15 protein-coding genes and 2 CRISPR repeat arrays are annotated in these 26410 nt (G+C 67.7%); of the genes, 8 read left to right on the forward strand and 7 right to left on the reverse strand.

Annotated features, from left to right (window positions below; all coding sequences use genetic code 11):
* The first annotated feature begins 2 nt into the window (after nucleotides 1-2).
* Nucleotides 3-533, forward strand: coding sequence for a hypothetical protein (locus H6717_18355; GenBank protein MCB9578998.1), 531 nt, complete (start codon nucleotides 3-5; stop codon nucleotides 531-533).
* Nucleotides 533-1444 (forward strand): MBL fold metallo-hydrolase, encoded by a 912-nt coding sequence (locus tag H6717_18360; protein ID MCB9578999.1) that lies wholly within the window; start codon nucleotides 533-535, stop codon nucleotides 1442-1444. The genes H6717_18355 and H6717_18360 overlap by 1 nt, the downstream gene beginning before the upstream one ends.
* 1 nt (nucleotide 1445) lies before the next feature.
* Here the strand turns inward: H6717_18360 and H6717_18365 are convergent, their stop codons facing one another.
* Together H6717_18365 and H6717_18370 are read right to left on the reverse strand one after the other, a co-directional pair.
* On the reverse strand, nucleotides 1446-2009 hold the full coding sequence (locus H6717_18365; GenBank protein MCB9579000.1) for a Uma2 family endonuclease: 564 nt from the start codon (nucleotides 2007-2009) through the stop codon (nucleotides 1446-1448).
* Nucleotides 2010-2068: 59 nt separating this feature from the next.
* Complete coding sequence (locus H6717_18370) at nucleotides 2069-2842, reverse strand: hypothetical protein (GenBank protein ID MCB9579001.1); 774 nt, start codon at nucleotides 2840-2842, stop codon at nucleotides 2069-2071.
* A 204-nt stretch (nucleotides 2843-3046) separates the two neighbouring features.
* Here H6717_18370 and H6717_18375 point away from each other — a divergent pair, with 204 nt between their 5' ends.
* A complete protein-coding gene (locus H6717_18375; protein MCB9579002.1) occupies nucleotides 3047-4420 on the forward strand; it encodes a DEAD/DEAH box helicase in 1374 nt (457 codons plus the stop codon).
* Nucleotides 4392-5522 carry a DUF790 family protein gene (locus H6717_18380; protein ID MCB9579003.1) on the forward strand — a complete coding sequence of 377 codons (1131 nt, stop codon included), beginning with the start codon at nucleotides 4392-4394 and terminating at the stop codon, nucleotides 5520-5522. Before H6717_18375 ends, H6717_18380 begins: the two co-directional genes overlap by 29 nt.
* A gap of 3 nt (nucleotides 5523-5525) precedes the next feature.
* Here the strand turns inward: H6717_18380 and H6717_18385 are convergent, their stop codons facing one another.
* On the reverse strand, nucleotides 5526-6440 hold the full coding sequence (locus H6717_18385) for a hypothetical protein (protein ID MCB9579004.1): 915 nt from the start codon (nucleotides 6438-6440) through the stop codon (nucleotides 5526-5528).
* 238 nt (nucleotides 6441-6678) lie between these two features.
* On the opposite strand from H6717_18385, the gene H6717_18390 reads away from it, so the two are divergent.
* Nucleotides 6679-7668, forward strand: a complete 990-nt coding sequence (locus tag H6717_18390; GenBank protein MCB9579005.1) for a hypothetical protein — start codon at nucleotides 6679-6681, stop codon at nucleotides 7666-7668.
* Nucleotides 7669-8185: 517 nt separating this feature from the next.
* Nucleotides 8186-9238 carry a hypothetical protein gene (locus H6717_18395; GenBank protein MCB9579006.1) on the forward strand — a complete coding sequence of 351 codons (1053 nt, stop codon included), beginning with the start codon at nucleotides 8186-8188 and terminating at the stop codon, nucleotides 9236-9238.
* 187 nt (nucleotides 9239-9425) lie between these two features.
* On the opposite strand, the gene H6717_18400 is transcribed toward H6717_18395, so the two are convergent.
* The gene (locus H6717_18400) at nucleotides 9426-10079 is read right to left on the reverse strand and encodes a hypothetical protein (GenBank protein MCB9579007.1); all 654 of its coding nucleotides are present in this window, start codon (nucleotides 10077-10079) and stop codon (nucleotides 9426-9428) included.
* A gap of 86 nt (nucleotides 10080-10165) precedes the next feature.
* On the opposite strand from H6717_18400, the gene H6717_18405 reads away from it, so the two are divergent.
* Both H6717_18405 and H6717_18410 read left to right on the forward strand, forming a co-directional pair.
* Nucleotides 10166-11011: a hypothetical protein gene (locus H6717_18405; GenBank protein ID MCB9579008.1), complete on the forward strand. Its 846-nt coding sequence runs from the start codon at nucleotides 10166-10168 to the stop codon at nucleotides 11009-11011.
* A 60-nt stretch (nucleotides 11012-11071) separates the two neighbouring features.
* Entirely contained in the window at nucleotides 11072-11491 is a 420-nt protein-coding gene (locus tag H6717_18410; GenBank protein ID MCB9579009.1) for a hypothetical protein, read from the forward strand.
* A gap of 49 nt (nucleotides 11492-11540) precedes the next feature.
* Here the strand turns inward: H6717_18410 and H6717_18415 are convergent, their stop codons facing one another.
* The 3 genes from H6717_18415 to cas1 form a co-directional block, all read right to left on the reverse strand.
* Entirely contained in the window at nucleotides 11541-15386 is a 3846-nt protein-coding gene (locus tag H6717_18415; protein ID MCB9579010.1) for a DEAD/DEAH box helicase, read from the reverse strand.
* 325 nt (nucleotides 15387-15711) lie between these two features.
* A CRISPR array of direct repeats spans nucleotides 15712-22615; the repeat unit is 36 nt; unit sequence GCTTCAACGGGGCCGCCGCGTGAACGCGGCGGAGAG.
* 21 nt (nucleotides 22616-22636) lie between these two features.
* Nucleotides 22637-23631: a CRISPR direct-repeat array (repeat unit 36 nt; unit sequence GCTTCAACGGGGCCGCCGCGTGAACGCGGCGGAGAG).
* Between the two features lie 230 nt (nucleotides 23632-23861).
* Nucleotides 23862-24152 (reverse strand): CRISPR-associated endonuclease Cas2, encoded by a 291-nt coding sequence (gene cas2 / locus H6717_18420; GenBank protein ID MCB9579011.1) that lies wholly within the window; start codon nucleotides 24150-24152, stop codon nucleotides 23862-23864.
* 23 nt (nucleotides 24153-24175) lie between these two features.
* Nucleotides 24176-26053, reverse strand: coding sequence for a CRISPR-associated endonuclease Cas1 (cas1, locus tag H6717_18425; protein ID MCB9579012.1), 1878 nt, complete (start codon nucleotides 26051-26053; stop codon nucleotides 24176-24178).
* Between the last annotated feature and the right edge of the window lie 357 nt (nucleotides 26054-26410).

The following is a 26410-nucleotide window of genomic DNA, read 5'->3' on the forward strand; positions in this document are numbered from 1 at the left end:
GCGTGCTCGCGGCGGCGGGCGTGCTCACGCTCGCTCCGCGGGCGATGGCGTCGGATCGGCCAGCGCCTCGGCCCACGTTGCCCTGGCTCGTGACGCAGCTCTTACCGAGTCCGGAGCTCGCCGCGGGCGACGGCGCGCGCTTCGGGCTCTCGTGGCAGCTCACGCCGGTGCTGTACTCCTTCGGGATCCATCGGCGGCTGTCGCCCTGGCGGAGCTTCGTGGTGGAGCCTCTCACGCGCCAGAGCGGATCCATCGAGCTGTTCGCCGCGCCGGCATACCTGGCCTACGGCAGCGCGCGGGATCGCTGGTCGGGTCGCGTCGGCGTGCGCTCCTACTTTCCGCTGGTCCAGCGCGGCGAAAACCTCTCGCTGTCCCTCGGCAGCTACTACTTCCGCACGCTGTCCGGGGAAGACGCCGTGGCCTACGAGCTTGGCAGCTACGTGCTGTACGGCTTCATCGGGATGCGCTTCGCGGTGGCTCCGGCCTTCGACGCCCGCCGCTACCTCACCACCCTCAGTGTGCGGGCGTTCTGATGCGGCGAGCGCTGTTGCTCCTGTGCGCGCTGCTTTCGAGCGGCTGCATCGTGCCGGTGGGGCGCTTCTTTGCGCCCGTGTTCGAGACGCCCGCGCGCGTCCCGAACAAGATCACCGAGCCCGTGCGGAAGGACGCCCACCTCGCGGTGCTGTGGGTCGGCCACGCCACGGTGCTGATCCAGATCGACGACAAGATCATCCTCACGGATCCGGTGTTCACCAACGCCGTGGGTCAGCTCAGCGCGCGGCTTTCGGAGCCGGGCCTCGCCGCGGAGAACGTGCCGCCGGTGGATGCCGTGCTCATCTCCCACCTGCACTTCGACCACCTCTCCCTCGGCAGCCTGGAGCTTCTGGAGCCCAAGATCCGCACGCTGGTGATGCCCCAGGACGGCCTGGTGTACCTGACGGACTTCTCCTTCCCCGCAATGGAGCTCCCTCGCTGGCACAGCGTGGATCTCGACGGCCTTCGGATCACCGCGGTGCCGGTGGTCCACAACGGCATGCGCTACGGCATCGACATCGGTTGGATGAAGCGCGCGTTCACCGGTTACGTGATCCAGTACCACGGCGTCACCGTGTACTTCGGCGGCGATACCGCCTACGGCCCGCACTTCAAAGAGACCCACAATCGCTTCGGCCACATCGACCTGGCCCTCTTGCCCATCTCGCCCATCGAGCCGCGGAGCTTCATGAAGAAGTCCCACGTGGATCCCGAAGAGGCCGTCCGCGGTTTCCTCGAGCTGGGGGCCGAGCGCATGGTGCCCATGCACTACGACACCTTCGTCAATGGCCAGGACGAACCTGGGGACGCCCTGCGTGCGCTCCGCAGCGCAATGAAGCGCCACGCGTTGGACGCCGAGCGCGTCGCAATCCTCCGCATCGGCGAGCAGCGCGTGTTTCTACGCCGCTGAGTCAATCCGCGAGCGGGTTTTCGTACACCTTCGCGACCGGAAGCTCGGCCCCGAGACTCGATAGCTCGGCGGACTCGCCTTCCCCTGACACATGGCGAGACCAAGAGCCGTCCGCTTCCCGGCGTACGACCTCGATTTGCTGCCGCCCCTGAGCAACGAACACGATCTCCTGCAGCGAGGGAATCTGCTGATAGTGTGCAAGCTTGTCGCCGCGATCGTAGTCTTCCGTCGAAGGGCTCAACACCTCCACCAGCACGCACGGGTTGGTCACCGTCTGCTGAGTGGGATCGTCCGGATCGATCTCCAATTTTCCACACACGACACTCACGTCTGGATAAGTGCCAAGGCCGGTGGCCTTGATGCGAACCCGCAGATCCGAGGTGAACACCCGGCACTTCTTCCCCGCCAGACGCACGTTCAACAAGGCCACGACGTTCCCCGCGACCGCCGCATGTTCCGGAGAGCCTCCGGCCATGGCCCACACCTGCCCGTTCAAGAACTCGAGCTTCACGGCGGCGTCCTCCGCCAGCACGACGTACTCGGCGAAGGAGAAGCGGCGACTCATCGCGAGCACCAGTGTAGCGCATCCCGCGACGGGGCTCGCGCCGCACCAACAAAGATGAGCTACTTCAGCTTGTCCACGATCGACTTGCTGGACTCTTCCGACTCCTCGGCGTTGGCAGCAGCGACCTGCGCGGCGTTCTTGTTATCCTCCGAGATACCGTGCAGCTCGTACGCGAGCTTGGACGAGAGGTCCGCCACCTGGTCGTGCTCCGTCTGCAGACGAGTCCGTAGCGTTTCGGCCTGCGGCTTCGTCATGCTGGCGCTCTTGGCGGCGCCGTTGGCCTCGAGCCAGCCGACGGTGCGCTTGGGGCTCGCCCCCCAGCTCGCCAGCGCTGCGCTCACCTTCTGAACGGACGACGACAAGCGAGCCACGGCCGCGTCCGTGTCTTGCGCCTTCTGGGCCGCGCTCTGGAGCGCGCTGGCGCTCTGATCCATGGTCGCGAGCAGCACCAGGGCGCCCACGGCAACGGCGTCCTTGCTGCCCAGGCTCTGCACGTCACTCCGGATGGCGGCGACCAGCTTGGGGCTGAACTGGAAAGGCTTCTTGGCCTTGTGCGCGGCGTGGATCTCCGCCAGCACGCGGGCGCCCACGCGAGCCAGCGCGGCGCGCTGCGCAGCCGAAAGCTTCTTCTCCAGCGCGGACGCCTTGGCTGCGCGCAGGGCGGACAGCTTCAGCGCCGCGCGCGCGCCCTTCGCCTCCGCAAACGCGAGCTGGATGGCGAGAGCATGACTCTTCACGAACGCGCCGGGCTTCTTCTGCACGTTCAGCTTGGGGGCGGCCGCGGCCCCGGAAGCAAGCAACACACCCGACATGATCAGCCAAGCGAACCTCATCAGTGCCACCTTTCGACGTACCCCGAGCTTCGTCTTACGGAAGCACGGGGAGAGCTCCTTCCCCGGAATCTTCCTCTGGGTGTTGGTCCGCCGCGGAAACGCCGCGAAAAGAGCGACGGCGTGCTGCGACGTTCGGGCGGCCCCACCCGTCGGTTTTCGATTTTTTCGTGAACTCGCCCCCGGTGGGGACGAACCCCACAAGCCATGTCACCGCCCGAAATTCGGCTGCGCTTCGATCGCGGCACGTTGCTCCTCGACGGCAGCGCTCCGGCCGCCGAGATGGAAGCGCTCCCTGGAGTGCTGTGGGACCCGCGCGTCGGCGCCTTTCGCGCGCCGGCCCATCGACACCCGGAGCTGTGCGCCGCGATCGTCGCGCGGCGGCTTTCGCTCCAGGACGACGTGCTCGCGATCGACACGCTCGAATGTCAACGTCCCGAGCTCAGGCCGTACCAGAAGAGCGCGCTGCTGTCGTGGCACCTCGCAGAGCGGCGCGGCGTCGTGGTGCTGCCCACCGGCGCGGGCAAGACCCGCGTCGCCATCGCGGCGCTCTCGGATCTGGGCGCTTCGGCGCTGTGCATCGCTCCCACGCGCGCGCTCATGCACCAGTGGCACGACGAGATCGCCAAGGTGTACGCCGGCCCCATCGGCGTGTTGGGCGATGGCCACAAGAGCGTGCTGCCCATCACCGTGGCCACCTTCGAAAGTGCGCTCCGCGCCATGCCCCGCATCGGACATCGCTTCGGCCTGCTGGTCGTGGACGAAGCCCACCACGCCGGCGGCTATTTGCGGGAAGAAGCCCTGGAGATGTGCGCGGCCCCGGCGCGTCTGGGTCTCACGGCCACGCCGCCGGACAACAGCGAGGTGCTCTGCCGCTTGGTGGGCCCCACGGTGGAGCAACTGGGCGTGCACGATCTCGCCGGGCGCTACCTGGCGGACTTCGAGATCTTCGTGCTCCGCCTTTCCTTGGACCTGGACGAGCGACGTCGCTACGAGGCAGACCAAGAGATCTTTCGCGACATCTTCCGGCAGTTCCGGGAGCTCATGCCCGCCGGCAGCTGGGCGGACTTCACCCGCGTCGCGTCGCGCACCCAGGACGGGCGGGACGCGCTGGCAGCGTGGCGCCGCATGCGCACCCTGGTGGCCTGGACGCGGGGCAAGTCTCGCGCCGTGCGCGAGCTCTTGCGCGACAGCTGGGACTGTCGCGTGCTGGTGTTCACGGCGGACAATCGCACCGCTTATGCCATCGCTCGCGAGCACCTGATCATGCCCATCACCTGTGACATCAAGAAGCGGGAGCGCGAGAGCGCGCTGACCGCCTTTCGCGAGGGTCGGCTGCGCGCGTTGGTGAGCGCCCGGGTCTTGAACGAGGGCATCGACGTGCCCGACGCAGACGTCGCCATCATCGTGGGCGGCACCCAGGGCGAGCGGGAGCACGTGCAGCGCATCGGCCGCCTGCTCCGGCCGCGCCCCGGCAAGCGCGCTCGCGTGTACGAGCTGGTCACGCTGTCCACCGCGGAAGCGCGCCAATCGAGTGAAAGGAGGAAGAGCCTTGTTGCCCCGTTCGGCTTTGGCCTGTGAAACCGTCGGCTCCGAGCTCTTCCCGCGTTGGCTGTCGGAGCGGGACGAGCCCTGGCTCGCTGCCCTGCTCGACGAGCACGCGCGATACACCGGCGAGCGCCGCGCGGAGCTGGCGGCGCGGCTGCGGGAGCCCCTCTCCCCCGCGCCCCCGAAAAAGAAGCTGGAGGCCGTCGCCTGCGTGCTCGAGAAGATGACGCACGATCGCACCGAGGCCGCCGTGCCCCCGGTGGACGCGCGACGCCTGGTGTTCGAAGCCGCCGCGCGCCACGGGCAGGCAGCGCTCGCGAAGGTCTCGGAAGAGCTCGGCATCGGGGAGGACCAGCTCGCGGGCTCGCTGTTCGCGGACCTGCCCAGTGAGCGTCGCGTGCGGCCGTTGCCCACGGAGCTCACGCCAGGGCAGCTCTCGCGGATCACGAACCAAGAGCTCGCTGGCTCGCTCCTGGCGCGCAGCACTCGCGTGAGCGCGGAGCTCGTGGGTCATGCGCGGCAGGTGGTGCGCCACGCCCAGCGCGTCGGCCTCTTGTGCGTGGCGACGGAAGCCCAACGCGACGCCGTGCGCCTGGAGGTGTCCGGCCCCCTCGCCCTCTTCCGCCACACCCGGGTCTACGGTCGCGCCCTCGCCTCCCTGGTGCCGCGCCTCGCCTGGTGCGACAGCTTTCGTCTGGTTGCGGACGTGGATCTGGGAAACGCCGACCCGCAGCAGCTCCTCCTCACCCAAAGCGATCCCATCTTCGTCTCCGGCGTGCCGCCCCCCTTCGAGAGCCCGCTGGAAGAGCGCTTCGTGCGCGACATGTGCCGAGCCAGCAAGAGCTGGGACATCGTGCGGGAGCCCACGGCGCTGTCCATCGGCGGCCGTCTGGTGTTCCCCGACTTCGAGCTCCGCCACCGCAAAGACGACAGCCGCCGAGTGCTCGTTGAGATCGTCGGCTACTGGACGCCGGAGTACCTGCAAGAAAAGCTGCGCGCCATTGGGGAGCGCAGCTGGATCCTGTGCGCCAGTGAACGCCGTGGCTCCGCCGACCGGAGCTTCCCCGGCGCCGAACGCATCCTCTGGTTCAAGGGCCGGATCGATCCGCGGGCCGTGCTGGAGCGACTGGGGTAGCGCCTACTCCACACTTGGCGCCGCGTCTGCCGGCACGCCGCCATCCGCCACGGACTCAGGAACAGCGGGCGGCGGCGCCTCGACCGGTGGAGCAGACGCGTCAACGGGCTCGGTTTTCTGCGCCTCTTCCAGCGTGAAGCCCGCGTGACCGCCGAAGGTGATCCGTCGCAGCAATCCCACGAAGTCAGGCAACGTTGCGTCGAAGTCCGAGGGTACACCAATGTACTCGGCGAGCAGCAGGATGGGGAACTTGTCGCGCACTCGGCCACTGACTCTCTCCTCGAGACCCGTGCGCGCGAGCACGATCATGACCCTCGCTTCCACCGCCTTGGGGTCCACCCTCAGCCGGTCGACGTTCGAAACATCGACCACCACGGCGTAGGCATCTCTTCCTGCTAGCTTGCCGTTCATCGAACGTACGACCTTCGCGGCGTAGCGCTGTTCGTTGTTGGTTTCGTAGAGTGATCCCTCCAGCTCCACGGTTCGGTAGCCGCCGCCGGAAATGCCTGACACGATTCCGTCCATCAGGACCCGCAACTCCTTGTCGCGTAGTCGCTGCTCAATCGGCACGGTGCGGAGCCAGACTACAGCTGTGGTGCGGCGATGGGTGAAGCGAAGGTCGAAGAGCGGGACGGTGCCCACGTCATCCGATTTCCCGTCTCCGTTGACGTCCAAGTACAGGGTGGCCTCGTAGTCGTCGCCGGTCTTGGGCACGAGCCCGTGGCCGCGATCGTAGAAGTTGTCGAGTTGCCAGTCGTCGGGCATGAGGAGCTGCCGCGCTTCATCCGAGTAGCGTACCGAGTAGGGGTACTCGGGGTGCTGGTAGCCGAGCTTCCCAAACTCCCCCACGCCGGAATGGCAGGCGTACGCCAAGGCGGCGGCTACAACGCAGTGGGCGACGGTGCGCGGTTTGATCATGACGCTACGCTAGTACAATCCGTGCGTCCGCCGCGCGACGGGGATCACCCCGCCGCGTTGTGCAGAACTTGCACAAGTTGTCAGGCGGTGTTGCACAACACGCCGCTCGACCGCCTGACGCCACTGAAGGCATGGGCCGATCCTGAGCGGAGGGACTCGGCATCCCGCAACGGCCTGGAATTCCAATGGTGTGACTACAGATCCAGCCAAGGAACCATAGCCGCGCTACGCTGATCGGATGCGCCGGCTCGGCATCTTCTGGGTGATCGCGGTCCTGTCCCTCGCTTGCTCCTCACGCTCCACCACCCGCAGCGCGACTCCGGACGCGGGCGGCAGCTCGGGAACCGACTCGGGCTCCGGAGGCACCGCCGGCGGCGACGCCGCGGTGACGTGCGACGCGCCATCGCAGTGCATCCAGCCACCGCCGAGCGGCTGGCAAGGCCCCATCGCGCTCTACACGGGCGCCCCCAACACGTCGCCCGCCTGCCCGCTGGACTACCCCGACCCCGCCTTCACGGCCCACGGCGATCCGACCGGCGCACCGGCGACCTGCAGCGCCTGCACCTGCAGTTCCAATCAAGTGTCGTGCAGCCTCAGCGTCATCTACAAGAACGCGCCCTGCGCCGGCACGCCCACGACCACCAGCACCCAACCCATCAAGGCCGGGGAGTGCGTCGCACTACCCACCAGCGTGGCGCCGGGTTCCGTTACGGTCAGCGGCTTCGCGGCACCGACGGGCACATGCGCGCCATCGGGCGGGAGCGCGAGCACCGATACGCCAGCCTGGGGCACGGACGTGCTCGGCTGCAGCATTGCTCCTCCACAGTGCGCCGGCGGCGTGTGCGTGCCGGAGCCCAGTGGCGGCTTCGAGCCGAACGTGTGCGTGTGGCAAGAGGGCGACCTCGGTTGCCCCGCCGGGCTGTATCCGAAGAAGCGCGTCTTCTACAAGTCGTTCGCCGACACGCGCGGCTGCACGCCGTGTGCCTGCGCACCCATGGTCGGCGCCCAGTGCGCCGACGGCACCGTGGGGTTCTACCCGAAGGATGGCTGCGTCAACGCCGCCTCCCCGATCCTGGCATTGGGTAGCTGCACGGACGCGGACGTCTCGACGACGGAGGCCCTGAAGCTCAACGGCGTGAGCGTGAAGGCCGGCACCTGCGCCGAGAGCGGCGGCGACCCCAGCGGCAGCGTGGATGGCGGCGATCCCATCACCGTTTGCTGTCGCTGAAAGGGCCTGCGCGGCTCGGCGTGCCCTCGCTCCCGCAATTGAGCCCGGTGCTTCTTTGACGAACACGCAGAAGGCGTTCAAGAGAGGTGTCGCCGTTCAGATGCGGGACCTTCGCCAGCGAATGGGACGCGCGCAGCGCTGGCGCGAGCTCCCCGAATAAAATCGCGACGCGATGTCGAATTCAGTGGACAGGATTTCGGGCGCGCAATGCCTCGCCACTGCGTCTCGCGTCACGATGCGCGCAGGGGCGCACGTCCGCGCGCGCTGAGCGCGTTTCGGTTCGGTTTCGATTTCCAAGGCATCCCGCGCTCTGAACGCGCAGCAGCGAGGCGCTGAAAGAGCCAAAATTTCGCGTGGTATGTCGATGAGAACCCAAGGGGGACTCATGTCGAACCAGAACCACGAACGTCACGAATCCCAATCGCCAAGCGAGCTCGATGCACTCTCGAACGACGCGCTTTGGCAAAGTACGCTGACGGCGAACGCCGCTCGTCGCCGTGCTATCGCACGACTTCTAATGCATCTCGCGCTCATCGAAGAGCGACGGCTGCACCTGGTGCGCGGCTACTCGTCGCTCTACGATCTGTGCGTGCGCTGGCTCGGGATGAGCGAGGGGCAGGCGCATCGCAGCGTCTCCGGCGCGCACGCGGCGAAGTGCTTTCCCCTCGCGCTGGAGATGATCGCGGATGGCCGCTTGCACCTCACCGGTCTTTCGCTCATCGCCAAGCGCCTCACGCCCGAGAATCACGCTCAGCTGCTCGAAGACGTGGCGGGAAAGACCAAAGCCGAGATCTTGATCGTGCTCGCCCGCTGGTTTCCGAAGCCGGACGTTCCGGATCGCGTGGAGCCGGTGTCGGGCGGGTCGCACCCTTCCGAACAAGGCAGTTTGGGCCTGGACGGCGCGCCGCGTTCCCGCGTGGAGCCGCTGTCGGAGGGGCGCTTTCTCGTGCATTTCAGCGGCAGCGCGGAGCTGAAGGGCAAGCTCGAGCACGCCCAAAACTTGATGAGCCACGTGAGCCGGAAGCTCGAGGTCGTCTTCGAACGTGCCCTTGACGCGCTGATTCGCGAACTCGAGAACAAGCAGTGGGGCAAGTCCGACCACCCTCGCCGCTCCGGGGGTCGCAAGGACCGAAGGCCAAGCCGTGCGGACAAACGGGAGGTCTACGAACGCGATGGAGCGCAGTGCAGCTACGTGTCTCCGTCGGGCACCCGCTGCACGGCGCGCGCGTTCCTTCAATACGACCACGTCGACCCGCGCGGCAAGGGTGGCGGCGGCGAAGCGCGCAACGGTCGCCTGCTGTGCGCCGCACATAACGATCTCCACGCACGACAAGCCTACGGGAGCGAAATCATCGACGAGAAGGTCCGCCGCGCCCGATCAAGGGCGGAGCAGGGTGGCGCGGCTCAGACTGCGACGGACAAGTTCGACAAGCTCCGCGCGGCGCTCGTCACCATGGGCTTCAAGAAAGCCGAGTGTTGCAAGGTGGTCGCGACGCTCGGCACAGAGGCGGAACGCTTGCCCTTGGACCAGCTGATCCGCGAGGCCCTACTCAGACTCACGCCGCGCTGAGCTCGCCAGCCTTCCCTGGCGAATGTCGTCCGTAGTTCCGCGCAGGGGGGACGCTTCGGCCCTTTGCCGCGCCGGACCAGAAAAACCATGACCCAGTCGAATGGCACGTCCCTCTGCGCGCTCCGTCATCGCATTCGAGCACCCACAAATGCGTGAGGAGAGCCCAACAGAAGACGGAAGCTTTCGATCAGTAGTCGAAGCCCAGCACACCGAAGCCCACCACGTTCAGAGCGATGCCAACGGCGTACATGCTGGAAACGGCGATGACCTTGCTGCGAAGCTTCTTGGCGGCCATCACGAGCAGGGCGGCCACGTAGAAGTGGAAGTAGCCGAACAGGAAGATGAGCCACACGCCGAAAAAGCTCCTGTTCCAGAAGGGGTACTCCCAGATCAGAAGGCCGGCGCGGTTCAGGTACACCTCCACGAACACGCAGAAGGCGGAGTAGCCGATGGCCCAGAACCAGCGATTGGGGATGCCCAAGATGCGCACCTTCGGATCTTCGTGAACGCTGTTCGCGTAGATGATGCCGGAGATCGCGAACATGAACATGATCTCGATGTTCCAGCCCACCATGGTCCGAAGCGCCGTTTCACCGGGCGCGGTCCACAACGCGGAGCGCCCGGTGATGGCGAGCACCCAACCGTTGAGGGTCTCGTTCACGAAGTCCATGCCGAGCACGGTGAGCCCCGCCAGCACCGCGTTCCAATCGCGCGAGGCGCGCGCCTTTCTGATCTCGCTGGTGTAGATGTAGAAGACGATCGCCAGAAGCGGGATGACGTACCACTTCAACGTGGAAAGATCGCGGAGGCCGGTGAGCGCCCGGATGCTGGCTTCGGTCATGGCACGGGGAAAGGTTAGTCCCGCGGCGGCCGGCCAACGAGGCGCGTGCCGTTCCTCGATGATCGATGTAACCTCCGAAGCCGTAGATGAGCGACTATCGAGACGACCGCCCTGCGCTCAGGGATCGCATTCGGGTGCTGGAGGGCGAGCTGGAACGGACGCGTGGCGAGCTGTCGGAAGCGCAGGCGGAGATCGAGAGCCTGAAGGAGCGCGCGGCCGAGGCTGATTCACTCTTTCAGGAGAACGCGCGACTCTCGGTGTCGTTGAAAAAGCTGGAACGAAAGAAGAAGGGGCCGCAAAACCCCATGAAGGTCATGGGGCCGGTCATGGTGGTGGGAATCGTGCTCGCGGGCGGCGCGGTTCCATTGATGGCCCTGTGCTCCGGGCGATCGTCCAGCAAGGCGAGCACGCCCAAGGTCGCGCTCCCGCCAAAGGCGAAGGCCAAACCCACTGCCACGCCCCAGCCGCCCCCGAAACCTCCTGCCACGCGCTCCTCCAGCTGTCGCTGTCCGGCCGGGGACGCGGGGGCGGAGCAGGTGCTCACGGTGGCCGCCAACGGCTCCATGTCTTTCGGCGGCGACCGCACCTACTTTGCCGAGTTCGCCATGGACGACGAAACCACGGCGGTCTCCCTCGCCGCCGGACGCGAAACGGTACCGCCATCGCGCGTGGAAGGCGGCAAGCTGCACATGTTGATGGCTTGCGCCGCGGATCGCGTGGTGTTCGCGCAGGGCCAACGCATCACGGCCTGGGATCTACAAACCGGCGACGCCCTGTGGAACACGACCTTGCCGGAGCCCGTCGGTAGCTCCGTCAACGGCGCGCTCAGCGCGGAGTGCAGCGCGATCGCCGTGAAGAAGGGGCGCGTGATGGTGCCGACTCCCGGCGGGACTCTGAGCGTCTCCCTCGAAGACGGCTCGCGCAAGCCCTGACCATTGTTGTCGGTGCGCCGCGGTCACGGCGCGTTGCAGGCCTGTGCGTCCTGGTGACGAATGCAGAGCGTCGCGTCGTCCTTGGACACCCGCACGCACCCGGCCCATACTCTGCGCATGCGATGGTGGACGCTGACCCTGTGCTCGGGCGTCTTGGCGTGTAGCTCCACTCCAAGCGCTCCGAATCCCAACGACGCCCCGGCGGCCCCTGCGGCCCCCGCGGCCCAGGCCGCGGCACGGGTCATCGGCAAGCTCCAGACCCGCGACGAGACATTGATCATGACGTCCACCGCGGAGGGTGTGCGCTTCGGCGTCACCCGCAACGACGGACAGGTGGTGCTGCAAGGCGGCGACGAGGCGGAGCTGCGTCGAGCGCACCCGGAGCTGTTCGGCTTGTTCAAGAACGCGACGGCGAAGTCCTTCGTGGATGCGCGGCTGGACGTTCGTCCGAAGCCGCCGGACGTCGGGACGCCCCGCTAGCTTCCGCGACGTCCAGGGCGCCGCGAGGTTCCGCGGCGTCCCGGCAAGATCACGAATCTCGAGGTGAAGTGGCCTGGGACGAGCGGCGTGGTCGCTTCTGCTTCGGTGCCTTGCGTGACGGGGTCACGTCGACCGCGGCGGCATCCTCGAGCAGCTCCAACAAGGCCTCACTCGTCAGCTTGGAGCCGACATCGGTCCCGCTCAGCAAGCGCTCCGCCAAGTCTCGCTTGTCGCGGTGCATCGCGATGACCTTGTCCTCGATGGTGTTGCTCGCGACCAGGCGCACGATGGTCACGGAGCGTTTCTGACCGAAACGATGCGCGCGGTCCGCGGCCTGATCTTCGACAGCAGGATTCCACCACGGATCGAGCAAGATGACGGTGTCGGCCGCGGTCAAGTTCAATCCCGTACCGCCGGCTTTGAGGGAGATGAGAAACGCATCACCCTCTCCGTCTTGAAACGCTTCCACGCGCTTCGCCCGGTCCGTTGCAGGCGTGGAGCCGTCCAGCTGTTGGAGTGAGAAGCCTGCCGCCTCCAACTTGGCTCGAGCCAGCTCCAAGAAGCTCGTGAACTGGCTGAACACCAGCGCACGGCGGCCCTCTTCCCGGAGCTCCTCCATCAACCCCAAGAGGGCATGAAGCTTGGAGCTCTCCAGGGTGCTGGTCTTGTCGTACAGAGCAGGATGGCAAACGAGCCGGCGCAGGCGCGTGATGGCGGCAAGAACCTCCATCCGTGCGTCACTGCCGCCCTCTCGTGCGCGCGCGAGGGCAGCGAGATGGGCGGTGTGGTACAGCGTGCGCTCCCCTGGCGAGAGCTCCACTTGCTGAACGACTTCCACGCGCTCCGGGAGCTCCGGCAGCACTTGCTGCTTGGTGCGCCGGAGAATGAACGGGCGCAGCAATCGGCGCAGTGCTTCCAGCCGACGCTGGTCCCCTTCGATCTCGATGGGCTGGGCAAAGCGCTGCGAGAACCAGTCCCAGGTTCCGAGCAGCCCGGGCTCCAGGATCCGGAAGATGCTCCACAGCTCACCCACGTGATTCTCCAGCGGCGTACCGGTGAGGGCGACCCGGAACTCGGCGTTCAGCTTGCGGATGGCTTTGGTTCGCTGCGTGTGCGAGTTCTTGACGGCCTGAGCTTCGTCCAGCACCAGCGTCGCGAACTGCAACTTCGCGAGCGCGTCAACGTCTCGCGCGGCAAGGTCGTAGCTGGCGATCAAGATGCTGCCCTTCGCCAGCCCATCGAGCGCGCGCTTACGATGCTGACCGCGGTAGATGCGGACGTCCAGCTCCGGCGCGAAGCGCGCGGCTTCGTTCCGCCAGTTGTCCGCCACGGAGGTTGGCGCAACGATCAACGCCGGGCCTGTATGTGACCGAGTGAGCAGTAGAGCGAGGCACTGCAGTGTCTTGCCCAGGCCCATGTCGTCCGCCAGGCATGCGCCCACGCCCCAGGTCGCCAGTCGCGAGAGCCACTGAAAGCCCTCGGCCTGATACGGCCGGAGTACCGCTTTCAACGTGGCAGGCAGCTCCGCCGTGTGAGCCGCCGCCGCTTTCTGCCGCGCCAGGGCGGAAGTCAGCGCGCTGCGATCGGCCACCTCCAGACCTTCGATCAGCTCGTCCAGCATTGGCGCCAGCGCTGGGGAAACCTCCGCCTTGGTCTGAGACTGGGTGAGCTCGGCGAGGCCGGAGAGTGTCGAGCGCAGGTCCTCTTCCAGCTGGGCAAAGCGCCGGGGAGACAGTTGAACCCATTCGCGACCGCTGCGCGCGGCATCCAGCAGCGCGGCCAACGCAACGCGCTCGCCGCCGAGGTCGACGTGTCCATCGAGGTCCAGGAGCCCGCCTTTTCCAGTGATCTGGAATCTCAAGGCGCGGCGGGGGATGGGAGCCAGCATCTCGAGTGGATCTCCCAGCCACTCGACCCGAACGTCCTGGGAGCGTTCCCTCAATGCACCGAGCATCCGCACCAGCTCCTCGCGACCTGACACGCGCCGCTCGAAGCGGCCGGTGGCGACCGCATCGCGCAGCCCGGGCGCGCTCAACAGCTCGCGTGCAAGCTCACGTTCTCGGACGAGATCCCGCAATGCGTGGACGCGGCGGCCTCGAGAGCCCGACACGATTCGGGACACACCCCGGCCGGGCTCCAGAGAGGGCCCACCGGGGACGGGACGCGAGCGAAGCGACAGCACCACGTCTTCCGACGATAGCCAGGAGATTTGAGCCACCAATCCCGTACTCGCTGCCACGCGGCGGCCCAGCACCTCTGGTGGCAAGACGATATCCACGTGTTGTTGCAGCTCCGGTAAGCGACGCAGCAGCTCGTCCATCGCGTGCGCGGGCACGAAGTCTCCAGTCATCGCCAGGGTCATGATCAGCGCGTGGCCGACTTGACTGAGCTCGGAGATGCGACACGTGGCATCGTCGTCCAGGTCTACGAAGTAGCGGCTCCCCTCGCAGCAGGCAGCGATCCAATCTGGCCGGAGCTCGCAATCCCCGAAGAAGGTGCGGAGCACGTAGCCCTCGCCTGCGCGCTGCAGCTCCACGCGCAGCTCGGCCTCCACGACCGTGACGGGATTCTGGAAGTGGTCGAACAATCGAGGGTGACCCCGGAGCAGCTCCAGCGCTCGATATGCGCGGGGCGCCGACAGCCATTCCGCGTCGGCGAGCAGCTCGAGCACTTTTCGGTCGGTGGGCGAGGTCTCGAGACCTTCCACCTCGCCCAGAAGCCGGCTGGGGGAGGCTTGCGCCCCTTTGCTGAACTTCCCGTTCTTGTTGGCTCTTTGGAGCAGCGGTACGAGGAGCGGGCGATCCTGCTCATCGATGGTGAGTCGCCAAGCAATGCGGCGCACGGCAGCGGTCTGTTGGGATCGAGCGCGTTCTTCCAGCGCCTGGTCCAGGGCTCCGAGCATGCGTTGCCAGGTCGGAACGCTGACGAGCTGGGCGAGCGTACCTTGAGGGTGGATGAGCAGCGCGAACGCCGCTTCGATGGCCGCAGCGAGGTGGTTGCAGTCCGCCATCTCGCAGCCACACGAAAATCCGATTTCACCGCGTTCCCAACCCGAAATGTCGAGACTCGCCCGCGCGCGCACCCAGCGCCCTTGCATCACCGTGCTCGCGTACAGCCGCACGGAGCGGCCGTAGAGGTCGGCGGTCGTGGCTGCGACGAGCGCCGGGGGTGGGCAGCGCGTGCCCATTTTCTGCCGCATTTCGCGAAGCCGCGCGATCAAAGTTCGCGCGCCCTCCAGCGCCGGCTCGGTCGACGCCACGATCTCGCCGATTCGAGCATCGACCTGGCGTACGTAGTGCTGTCGCTGGCTCGCTGACAAGAGCCAGCTCTTGCCCGCGGCTCGCAGCTCGAGCTGGAGATGGTCCTCTGCAATGTAGGCAAAGCTCGTTGCGAAGGCCTTCAAGACCATCTCGGGTACGCGTCCGAAAATCAGATCCGCAACGGTGAACTTGCTGCCGTAGTTCCGCGCGAAGTGCCCGACGAAGGGCGAGCTCAACGACCGATCCAAGACCGAGCTGGGGTCGTTGAGACGCTCGACCAAATCGCGCGCGCGGCACCAGGCCACTATGTCCGCTTCGGATTCCAGTGCTCGCGGGTCAATGACACGCGCCGGATTCGGCGGTGGGATCGTCTCGACCGTCGAGATGGCGTGCTCGAGATCCCTGCACAGCGCGTGCTGCTCTGGCGCGCTCATGCGTGTTCCATTGTGGCGCACCGACTTGGCCAAGTCGCCGAGGTTCTCCGCTCCGCACAGCGCGAAGAGCCGCTCCAGGCGCTGGCGGCTCTCGGGTGGTAGCCGTAGCAGCTCCTGGAGCTCTTGCTCCGTGAGCTGCGTGAGCCCGCGGGCCGGCCCGCTTTCGATTTCAATCAAGAGCTGTCTGAGGGCGCTGGACATCGGCGCCACGAGGGTAGCTCAGTTCCGAGTCGTGTTGCGCTCCAGCACACCCGAGCACTCGCTGGCACGCGAGGCAGGTCGTGCGCCGCCTCCTTCTGTTGGTCCGCCGCGGGAACGTGACGGCGGAGGGCCACGGGCTCGACGCGGCCGCCGCAGGAACGTCCGTAAGGGACGTTCGCGTCCACGCATGCGCTGTGTGCGCGTTCCGCTCAACTTGGGCATGCGTTCCGGAGCACTTGGGCGCCGAATCGGAGCGAAGCGACGACCGCAGTGGTCAGGTGACGGTGGATTGCGTGGTGTCGGTGGGAGCGGGCTGCATTGCGCTGCTTCAACGGGGCCACCGCGCGAACGCGGCGGAGAACTGTCCGCTACGTCCGCGCAGACATCAGCGACGCCTAGCTTCAACGGGGCCGCCGCGTGAACGCGGCGGAGAGACGGCGGAACGTCGAGGTAGCAGCGCGCCACGTGACTGCTTCAACGGGGCCGCCGCGTGAACGCGGCGGAGAGATGGTGAGCTGGACCCATTGCGCGCCCTGTTGCCCAGATCGCTTCAACGGGGCCGCCGCGTGAACGCGGCGGAGAGGTCTTGGGCGAGCGGGGCTCAACATTCGCGATCTGCAAGCTTCAACGGGGCCGCCGCGTGAACGCGGCGGAGAGCCACGCCAGGCCCTTCGGGTCGACATCGGGCAGGACGGCTTCAACGGGGCCGCCGCGTGAACGCGGCGGAGAGTCGCTACAAGCAAGGAAAGGCGGAAAGAGATGATTGAGCTTCAACGGGGCCGCCGCGTGAACGCGGCGGAGAGGCCGTTGGCGTTGTACTGCCCGGAGATGACACGCAACGAGCTTCAACGGGGCCGCCGCGTGAACGCGGCGGAGAGGCCTTGGTCCTCGCCGTGATCGGCCTCGCGGCGGCGCTGCTTCAACGGGGCCGCCGCGTGAACGCGGCGGAGAGAACTAGCTCGCCGCCTCACCCTCAGCCGCGGCGACGAGCTTCAACGGGGCCGCCGCGTGAACGCGGCGGAGAGGCTTTCCGGCAACCGCGTCAAGCCACCGGAGTCCTACCCGCTTCAACGGGGCCGCCGCGTGAACGCGGCGGAGAGGCTGGGAAAGCTGCTCGTTGCGGGCACGGCAGAGGAGCTTCAATGGGGCGCCGCGTGAACGCGGCGGAGAGTTAGCGCTGAGGGCATTACCCTTGCAGATAAGGTTGCTTCAACGGGGCCGCCGCGTGAACGCGGCGGAGAGCAAGTTCATGGAAGTTGGTGGAAAGATCGAGACAATCTCGCTTCAACGGGGCCGCCGCGTGAACGCGGCGGAGAGCGGAGATCTCGTGTTGGACCCGTTCGGTGGTAGCGGGAGCTTCAACGGGGCCGCCGCGTGAACGCGGCGGAGAGCGGTGGTGCAGAGCGCGCAGCAGTGCGCGGTCGTGTGCTTCAACGGGGCCGCCGCGTGAACGCGGCGGAGAGCCAACGCCCGGCGCGAGTGAGCTTCACCGCGATGCCGCTTCAACGGGGCCGCCGCGTGAACGCGGCGGAGAGGCGCATGAGAACGCGACCAGCCCCGCTAGAATGATCGCTTCAACGGGGCCGCCGCGTGAACGCGGCGGAGAGAAGAGTCCATGCGTGAAGATCAATTCGTGCGTGGAGTAGCTTCAACGGGGCCGCCGCGTGAACGCGGCGGAGAGCCGGGGATACGAGACTCCGGTGTGCTGGGCCGACTAGCTTCAACGGGGCCGCCGCGTGAACGCGGCGGAGAGTCGATCTCGAGGAGGAGCCGCAGGAGGAGCCGGCGGCATGCTTCAACGGGGCCGCCGCGTGAACGCGGCGGAGAGGTGTTGCATAAGCTCTTATTGCAGGGCAGGGCGGAGGGCTTCAACGGGGCCGCCGCGTGAACGCGGCGGAGAGCACGGCGGATACGCGCTATGCTGGGCCGAGCTCCTGTCGCTTCAACGGGGCCGCCGCGTGAACGCGGCGGAGAGAGCGGCGGCCGCTTGGAAGGCCGGTCGCCGCTCGGGCAGGCTTCAACGGGGCCGCCGCGTGAACGCGGCGGAGAGCCGACTGGACGCCGACATGCGACCGCATCCGTCGCGCCCTGCTTCAACGGGGCCGCCGCGTGAACGCGGCGGAGACGCCGGCTTGTCGGCGCTTGGATTCACGCAGGTTTGGCTTCACGGGGCCGCCGCGTGAACGCGGCGGAAGAACTTCTCGCCCTCGCCAACCCACACCGGCTCTCCGCTTCAACGGGCCGCCGCGTGAACGCGGCGGAGAGGGTGCCGGCACGCCGCGCCGTCGCCCCTCACTCGCTTCAACGGGGCCGCCGCGTGAACGCGGCGGAGAGTCCGCCGGTCGCTGGCGCGATGGCGCCCGGCATTCCCGGCTTCAACGGGGCCGCCGCGTGAACGCGGCGGAGAGAAGGTACACGTCGTCTCGAAGGCTGGCTTCGACCAGCTTCAACGGGGCCGCCGCGTGAACGCGGCGGAGAGACGCGAGCACGCTGTTCGCCGCGTTCTGGATCGAGTCGCTTCAACGGGGCCGCCGCGTGAACGCGGCGGAGAGGACGAGTGCAGCGGTCAGCACCGCGGGCAACGCCTGCTTCAACGGGGCCGCCGCGTGAACGCGGCGGAGAGACCTTGAATATGTCTTCCCCACTGATACTGGGGTCTAACGCTTCAACGGGGCCGCCGCGTGAACGCGGCGGAGAGCGCCGGCTTCTGCAAACCGCCGTGGACGGTATCGAGCTTCAACGGGGCCGCCGCGTGAACGCGGCGGAGAGCATTCTTCTGGCGCTGCAATGCGTCCTCGACGGGGTGCTTCAACGGGGCCGCCGCGTGAACGCGGCGGAGAGATATACGGGGCGGATATCGTCAGCGCCTACCCCGCCGCTTCAACGGGGCCGCCGCGTGAACGCGGCGGAGAGGCCCCCTACAATGCGTCGAAGCTCTCGATTGCAGCCGCTTCAACGGGGCCGCCGCGTGAACGCGGCGGAGAGGCCCCCTACAATGCGTCGAAGCTCTCGATTGCAGCCGCTTCAACGGGGCCGCCGCGTGAACGCGGCGGAGAGAGAAGACTGCATCGACTTCGACCCGCAAGCGCGCACAGCTTCAACGGGGCCGCCGCGTGAACGCGGCGGAGAGTGACGACTCCAAGCGCGGACGCCTTCGCTGTGGAAGCGCTTCAACGGGGCCGCCGCGTGAACGCGGCGGAGAGGACGACACTCTCGAGCGCGTCGTGACGCTCCCCGCCAAGCTTCAACGGGGCCGCCGCGTGAACGCGGCGGAGAGTCGGCCGGAGGCGCGCGCGATGAATTCAGCTGGACCCGGCTTCAACGGGGCCGCCGCGTGAACGCGGCGGAGAGCGAGTGCTTCATCGGGTATCCCGACGAAGACGGGATCAAGCTTCAACGGGGCCGCCGCGTGAACGCGGCGGAGAGCTCGATGTGGCCCGGCGTCTCGCGCATGCCCCATGGGGCTTCAACGGGGCCGCCGCGTGAACGCGGCGGAGAGCTGCTCCGCATCGCCTAGCTCGCTCTCGTCTTCCGTCGCTTCAACGGGGCCGCCGCGTGAACGCGGCGGAGAGGCGCTACGCCTACCACGAGCCCGACGGCAACCCGTGGCTTCAACGGGGCCGCCGCGTGAACGCGGCGGAGAGAAACCGCTCCCTCGCGGGGCGAATCGTGCCATTGGTCGCTTCAACGGGGCCGCCGCGTGAACGCGGCGGAGAGAAGCTCGCGTCTTGGCGGAGGCGTTGCTAGCAGCGGCAGTAGCTTCAACGGGGCCGCCGCGTGAACGCGGCGGAGAGCCGAGCCAGCCTTTTTCCAGGTCGCGCATGATCGCGCTTCAACGGGGCCGCCGCGTGAACGCGGCGGAGAGTAGAACCTCGAGCCTGGGCAAACTCGCGCGCCCGCGCGCTTCAACGGGGCCGCCGCGTGAACGCGGCGGAGAGCAGGTGCACGTTGCGCTCGAGAAGGTTGTGACCGCCCGGCTTCAACGGGGCCGCCGCGTGAACGCGGCGGAGAGGGTCGTCTGGTGGGGAATACTGCCCGACGGCATGAGGAAGGCTTCAACGGGGCCGCCGCGTGAACGCGGCGGAGAGCGTTCCTGGGGGCACTGGCCGGCGCGTTGGCGCCGCTGCTTCAACGGGGCCGCCGCGTGAACGCGGCGGAGAGGCTGGTTAGCGAGGCCCGCAAGCTCGCTGACGAGTCGCTTCAACGGGGCCGCCGCGTGAACGCGGCGGAGAGTGCACGTTCGAGCGTGTGCATCGTTGCAGCCATGGAAGGCTTCAACGGGGCCGCCGCGTGAACGCGGCGGAGAGCTCGCGGCCGCTTCCCGGCAAAGGAGGTGTCCCCTCGCTTCAGCAGGGCCGCCGCGTGAACGCGGCGGAGAGAAGACGCCCCCGCAAGCGAAGTAGCTCCCACCGGCTTCAACAGGGCCGCCGCGTGAACGCGGCGGAGAGTCGATGAGCGGCTCCGGGCGCAGGGTGGCGACCCTCGCTTCAACAGGGCCGCCGCGTGAACGCGGCGGAGAGTGGACTGTCCTTCCAAATCGCGATGCCGGCGAGGGCGCTTCAACGGGCCGCCGCGTGAACGCGGCGGAGAGGCGAGGCTGGCGGCGATCTTGTCGAGCTGGTTCTGGCTTCAACGGGGCCGCCGCGTGAACGCGGCGGAGAGAGTGCTGGGCGCAGACGCGCGCCACGCCAGGAGACGCTTCAACGGGGCCGCCGCGTGAACGCGGCGGAGAGGGAAAAGCAGCCATGAACGAGACATACACCATCATCGGCTTCAACGGGGCCGCCGCGTGAACGCGGCGGAGAGACCCGGAGCTTCCAGCATGATGCCGAGACCGGGCAGCTGCTTCAACGGGGCCGCCGCGTGAACGCGGCGGAGAGGCGTTTGGTCGGCCGTAGCCTTTGTAGAGTAGTACTCGCTTCAACGGGGCCGCCGCGTGAACGCGGCGGAGAGGCACACCACCAGCATCCTTTTTCGGACCCCGCCGCCCCGCTTCAACGGGGCCGCCGCGTGAACGCGGCGGAGAGTGGCCGCGGGCGCGATGCACTGCTAGCCGTCAAAGAAGCTTCAACGGGGCCGCCGCGTGAACGCGGCGGAGAGCTGCCATGATCCTGCTCCGCGGCGCCGCCGCGTCAGTGGTGCTTCAACGGGGCCGCCGCGTGAACGCGGCGGAGAGTCTCGCCGCCAGCGAAGGAGGCGCCGCCGCGTAAGGTCGCTTCAACGGGGCCGCCGCGTGAACGCGGCGGAGAGCCAAGAAGTTGCCACCGTGACGGTCGTCGTTTTCGAGGCTTCAACGGGGCCGCCGCGTGAACGCGGCGGAGAGCGGCAATGGGCCCGCCGTCATCGTCGGCAAGCTCATGCTTCAACGGGGCCGCCGCGTGAACGCGGCGGAGAGCCAAGAGCGCGCACGCTACATCTCGGAGCAAACGCAAGCTTCAACGGGGCCGCCGCGTGAACGCGGCGGAGAGCAGAACCTACGAGGCGGAAGTCGCTGGCCTTGGCCGCTTCAACGGGGCCGCCGCGTGAACGCGGCGGAGAGCGCGTCGAGCCGGTCCAGCTGGTGACCGACTATTGGACCAGCTTCAACGGGGCCGCCGCGTGAACGCGGCGGAGAGCTCCCGGATCCGGTCGGCGCGCTCCCGCACATGGGCGCGGCTTCAACGGGGCCGCCGCGTGAACGCGGCGGAGAGTCGCGGGAATGTCTCCCGGAGCGCATCGCGTCCGACGCTTCAACGGGGCCGCCGCGTGAACGCGGCGGAGAGCAGAGCGTCCGCCGCCGCCTTCTCCGCGGCCACCCAAGCTTCAACGGGGCCGCCGCGTGAACGCGGCGGAGAGCAATTGGACGGCATTTCTTCCCGGTGCTCGTCCCAGGCTTCAACGGGGCCGCCGCGTGAACGCGGCGGAGAGTCCGGCGTGCACCCTGGTGGGTGCGCCGAGCACGACACGCTTCAACGGGGCCGCCGCGTGAACGCGGCGGAGAGGCCGAGCTCGAGAGGCTCTGCCGTGACTTCACGGCCGAAGCTTCAACGGGGCCGCCGCGTGAACGCGGCGGAGAGCGTCGCCGTCGAGCTCGCCGTCCGTCTCGGTGGTCTGCTTCAACGGGGCCGCCGCGTGAACGCGGCGGAGAGAAGAGGCGGCCCGGTATCACGCGGTTGCTCGCGCACCCACCGCTTCAACGGGGCCGCCGCGTGAACGCGGCGGAGAGCTGAAAGACATCTTCGGGGGCGGCGGTGTCGACTGCTCGCTTCAACGGGGCCGCCGCGTGAACGCGGCGGAGAGCAAGACGTGCGGCGGCGCACAGTGGCTCGTCGCGAAGCTTCAACGGGGCCGCCGCGTGAACGCGGCGGAGAGGGGCCGCACCAGACATCACCGAAGCCATCACGGATAGGCTTCAACGGGGCCGCCGCGTGAACGCGGCGGAGAGTAGAAATAGCGTGCGGGTTCGACTCCCGCCCTCGATACGCTTCAACGGGGCCGCCGCGTGAACGCGGCGGAGAGAAGATCGCCCAGCTCCTCCGCCCAAACCTTGGGCATCGCTTCAACGGGGCCGCCGCGTGAACGCGGCGGAGAGTAGCGCCCGGAGAAGTTGCCGCGCTCTGTCGACACGCTTCAACGGGGCCGCCGCGTGAACGCGGCGGAGAGCGCGTGAAGGCCGACTATCTCCGCTCCTACCGGCTACGGCTTCAACGGGGCCGCCGCGTGAACGCGGCGGAGAGGCGGGCGACACCGACCCGCTTGCCGCGACGCAGGGCTCGCTTCAACGGGGCCGCCGCGTGAACGCGGCGGAGAGGGAAGCTGGAAGCGAACGCCCTCATTCTGACCCCCGATCGCTTCAACGGGGCCGCCGCGTGAACGCGGCGGAGAGTACTCCGCCACCTGCGGCGAGTTCGCCGCGATCCAGGGGCTTCAACGGGGCCGCCGCGTGAACGCGGCGGAGAGATGAGCGCCGCCGCATTCGCAACCGGCTGCTGGTCGCTTCAACGGGGCCGCCGCGTGAACGCGGCGGAGAGCTCAGGACGTCTGTGCGCATGCCGCGCGCCGTCCTTGCTTCAACGGGGCCGCCGCGTGAACGCGGCGGAGAGTGGCGCGAAGGCGGCGGCGGGAGAGATGAAGAAGATGGCTTCAACGGGGCCGCCGCGTGAACGCGGCGGAGAGGTAATCAGCCTGGTGATGGGTGCACTCGCCGCGGCAGTGCTTCAACGGGGCCGCCGCGTGAACGCGGCGGAGAGCGTTGCTTCGTGACGCCAAGCTCAGCGCCGATCTCGACGCTTCAACGCGGCGGAGAGCGCGTAGCGCTTCGATCTGCTCGTCGGTGATGGTCGGGCTTCAACGGGGCCGCCGCGTGAACGCGGCGGAGAGACGGCGTCGTGGTCGTCGTCGGCACTGATGTCGCCTTGCTTCAACGGGGCCGCCGCGTGAACGCGGCGGAGAGTGACCGACTTCCGTGGCGACCTCATCCGCATGTTTCGCGCTTCAACGGGGCCGCCGCGTGAACGCGGCGGAGAGAGCGTCACCACGCCGCCGGAGTTGCTCGCGGTGAGCGGGCTTCAACGGGGCCGCCGCGTGAACGCGGCGGAGAGAGTTGAGCGGCTGCTGTGGTGCTACGAATTCGACAAGGCTTCAACGGGGCCGCCGCGTGAACGCGGCGGAGAGAAGCGCCGAGGGTCAGATCGAGTGGGAAGGCGAACTGCTTCAACGGGGCCGCCGCGTGAACGCGGCGGAGAGCGCCCGCTGGCATCGCCGAACCGCCTCCGCTCAACGAGCTTCAACGGGGCCGCCGCGTGAACGCGGCGGAGAGGCCGCCGTCGCGCCCAGCTTCGAGGGCGACGTGGCGACGCTTCAACGGGGCCGCCGCGTGAACGCGGCGGAGAGGCCCGCGCTCCAGCGCCACGCGGTAAGCGAGCAGCGAGTCGCTTCAACGGGGCCGCCGCGTGAACGCGGCGGAGAGGGGCTTGATTCACCAGGTGGTAGGGAAGGTGCGCGTCCGGCTTCAACGGGGCCGCCGCGTGAACGCGGCGGAGAGTCACGTACGACACCAGCGGAGACACCGCCGCGGTCTACGCTTCAACGGGGCCGCCGCGTGAACGCGGCGGAGAGTTGATCGCTGGCCGGTCGGGGCTGGTGTCCACGGTCGGGCTTCAACGGGGCCGCCGCGTGAACGCGGCGGAGAGAAAGCTGCTGGCCATCTCGAACCCCAACGAGACGGGTGGCTTCAACGGGGCCGCCGCGTGAACGCGGCGGAGAGATGCCTCCGAGATCTGGCATGTTTTCGCGAGGCTCGGAAGCGGATTGCGAGCGGTTGGATGTGCACTCGTGTTTGACGGGATGAGATGTCGGTTCGGCGAGGTTCCGCGCCGAACAAACAACCAAATTTTCAAGGAGCTGGGCGCCTTGCGAGCGGTGGCGGGGTTTGGCGCAGTACCGAACCGCTCGATCCTACGCCTGTGGCTTGCCGCTGCCATCCGGACCAACCGTTCAGGCGACGATGGCGTGGCGCTCTGGGTTCATGTAGGGGCGCCCCAGGGAGCGGATGGACGTGCTGCCCCGGCCCTCCACCGGGCCAACGTCGACGAAGAGGACCTGATCCTCTCGGAAATTGATGATGTCCCCCAGGCGCGCTCGAAGCTCGATGAGCTCGGTGCGATTGAGCTCACACTGAAAGACCGAGAGCTGAAGGTGATCACCATAGCCGCGCATCAGCTTGAAGACGTTGCGCAGACGCTTCGGATTCGAGATGTCGTAGCTAACGATGTAGGTGTTTCGCACAGGTGCTCCTCTGCGGGCTAATGCTACCGCGTTCGAAACGCGGGGTACTCCTCCACTTCGCCGAGCAGCATTCGACCGAGCAGTCGAGCCTGGACCTCGAGCACCCGGCGATAGCTGATGCGGTAACCAAAGACAGGATGGGTGACGAGCTGGTCCATGCGCCGCTCGTACGCGAGGATGAGGCGCTTTCGCGCGCCGGGCTTGAGAGCGGCAGCGACGGGCGTCACGGCGAAGTCGTCGGGCTGGATCTCACCGTTGTTGATGGCGGTGACCACCACCGAATCCGCCACGATGGGCCGGAACTCCTCCATCAGATCCAGCGCCAGCGCGGCGCGTCCGAAGCGCGGCTGGTGATAGAAGCCAAGGAGTGGATCGAGCCCAACCCTGGCGAGAGTGACCGTGAAGTCTTTCGTGAGCAGGGCGTACGAGAACGACAGGAGCGCGTTGATGGGATCGCGCGGCGGGCGCCGGTTCCGACCGTCCAGGTCGAAGGTCTCACGGATCTCCGAGTCTTCTTTGAGCATCCCGGTGAACGCTCCGAAGTAGAATCGCGCTGCCGTACCTTCTATGCCCAACAGGCTGGCAAGCGATTCAGCTTCCGCCGCCTTACGGGCGAGCTGCTTGAGCTCGAAGAGCACGGTGGCGTCGGGCTCGCGGTGATTGCGCCGCAACAGCGTGCGGCAGTTCTGGATCTTGGAGACGACGAAGCCACGGGCGAGCCTCAAGCATGTGGCGGAGTCCGTGGCGCCGGCGTACTGCGCCAAACGCAGCTCCACGTTCTTGGAGTCGTGTCCGGTGGCGCGCCCCAGGAGCCAGCCGCCATAGGAGAAGTACGAGACGGGGATCCCGCGCTCGAGCAACGCACGGAGCGCCTGAGAGGTGATCTGCACGTTGCCGAACACTGACACCTGCGAGGTGTTGACCAAGCGCGCTTCCAGCGCGTTGGCCTTCGGGCGCTGGATGCACACACGCTCGCCGTCCAACGTGATGCGGGCGCCCTGCTCTTGCACGTACACCGGTAGCTTGTCGTCGCGCGCCGGGTGCAGCCGACGAAGCTCGGGCTCCGGACCAGTGAGGTCCCACGGATCGGGGTCCAACGGGCCGTAGAGCTCACTGTCATCCAGCAGCGGCGCCGGCTCCGGCTCATCCGCCGCTGTGGGAGGTGCGCCGCGCTCCAGGGTCTGAAGCAGCGTCACCTCGTCCGGCAAGCAGATGCCGACCAGCGAGCAGCCGTTGCACTTCGGGTTGTCCACAAGCGGCGGTGGGAGCTCGCCCTTCGCGCCAAGCTCCCTTACCCGCTGGATGGCGCGCTCAGTGGTGGCGATCAGATCCGCAGTGATCGCAATGGGTACCCGCTGGCGATCTGCCGCGAAGTAGATGGCGGCCTCGTCGCAGCGGTAGCCCGAGTCCCGGAGCAGCAGCACCTGTGCGCAGAGCTGGGCCCGCTCCGGGAGATACGCGCCCTCGCGGACATTTGGCCGCTTGCCGCGCTTGTACTCGATGGGCTGCACCGCACCTTCGGCCACGTCCACCACGTCGATCTTTGCGGTCAAGCCCAGACGCTCGGAAGACAGCCATACTGAACGGGCCTGGTACGGTGGGGGCTCGACTTCGGGAACGGCATCGTCCTCGTCGTCGACCTTCGTTGGGGGCGGAAGCGCGCGCCCGGGTTTGTCTGCACGCTTGTGAACGGCGCGCCCCTCCACCGTGAACCGGTTGTCGCTGAACTCGCCCTGCACCCACTCGAGCGCCATCAGCCGCTCGCAGTAGAGGACCTCGTTGACCATGCGAGCGGGTACCAGCGCGGGCACGTCCAGCGTCGGCAGCTTGCGAGGCAGCGGCTTTGCGCGACCGCTGGGCGGTGCGGGTGCGCTGCTGGGGGCGCGGGAGGAGGAGGTCATGGGAGGGGCACCAAGCGCGAATCCAAGTGCGAATGCGTGCTACATTCACGGAATGGCCACTCGCCGAACACCACGGCAGTCATCGAGAACCAAGCTCTCGATTGAAGAAGAGGCGCTCCGGCTCGTACGTGCCAGCCAAGTTGAGACGCCGTCGATCCGGGCAAGCTACGTATTTCCGGACGAGCGCACGATCCGCATCGTTCACGTGGATGAAGACGTTTTCCCAGGGGACGGAGTGTTGCCCATGGCTTTCGCACCCGACCCGGCGGAAGGCGTGCACTATCCGTCACAGATTGCGCTGATCCATCCTTCCGAAGAGCGGCGAGCGGCCTTGCCTCGCGGCTGGGGCTCCTGGAG

Source organism: Polyangiaceae bacterium (assembly GCA_020633235.1).
In the GTDB taxonomy this organism is placed as follows: Bacteria; Myxococcota_A; Polyangia; order Polyangiales; family Polyangiaceae; genus JACKEA01.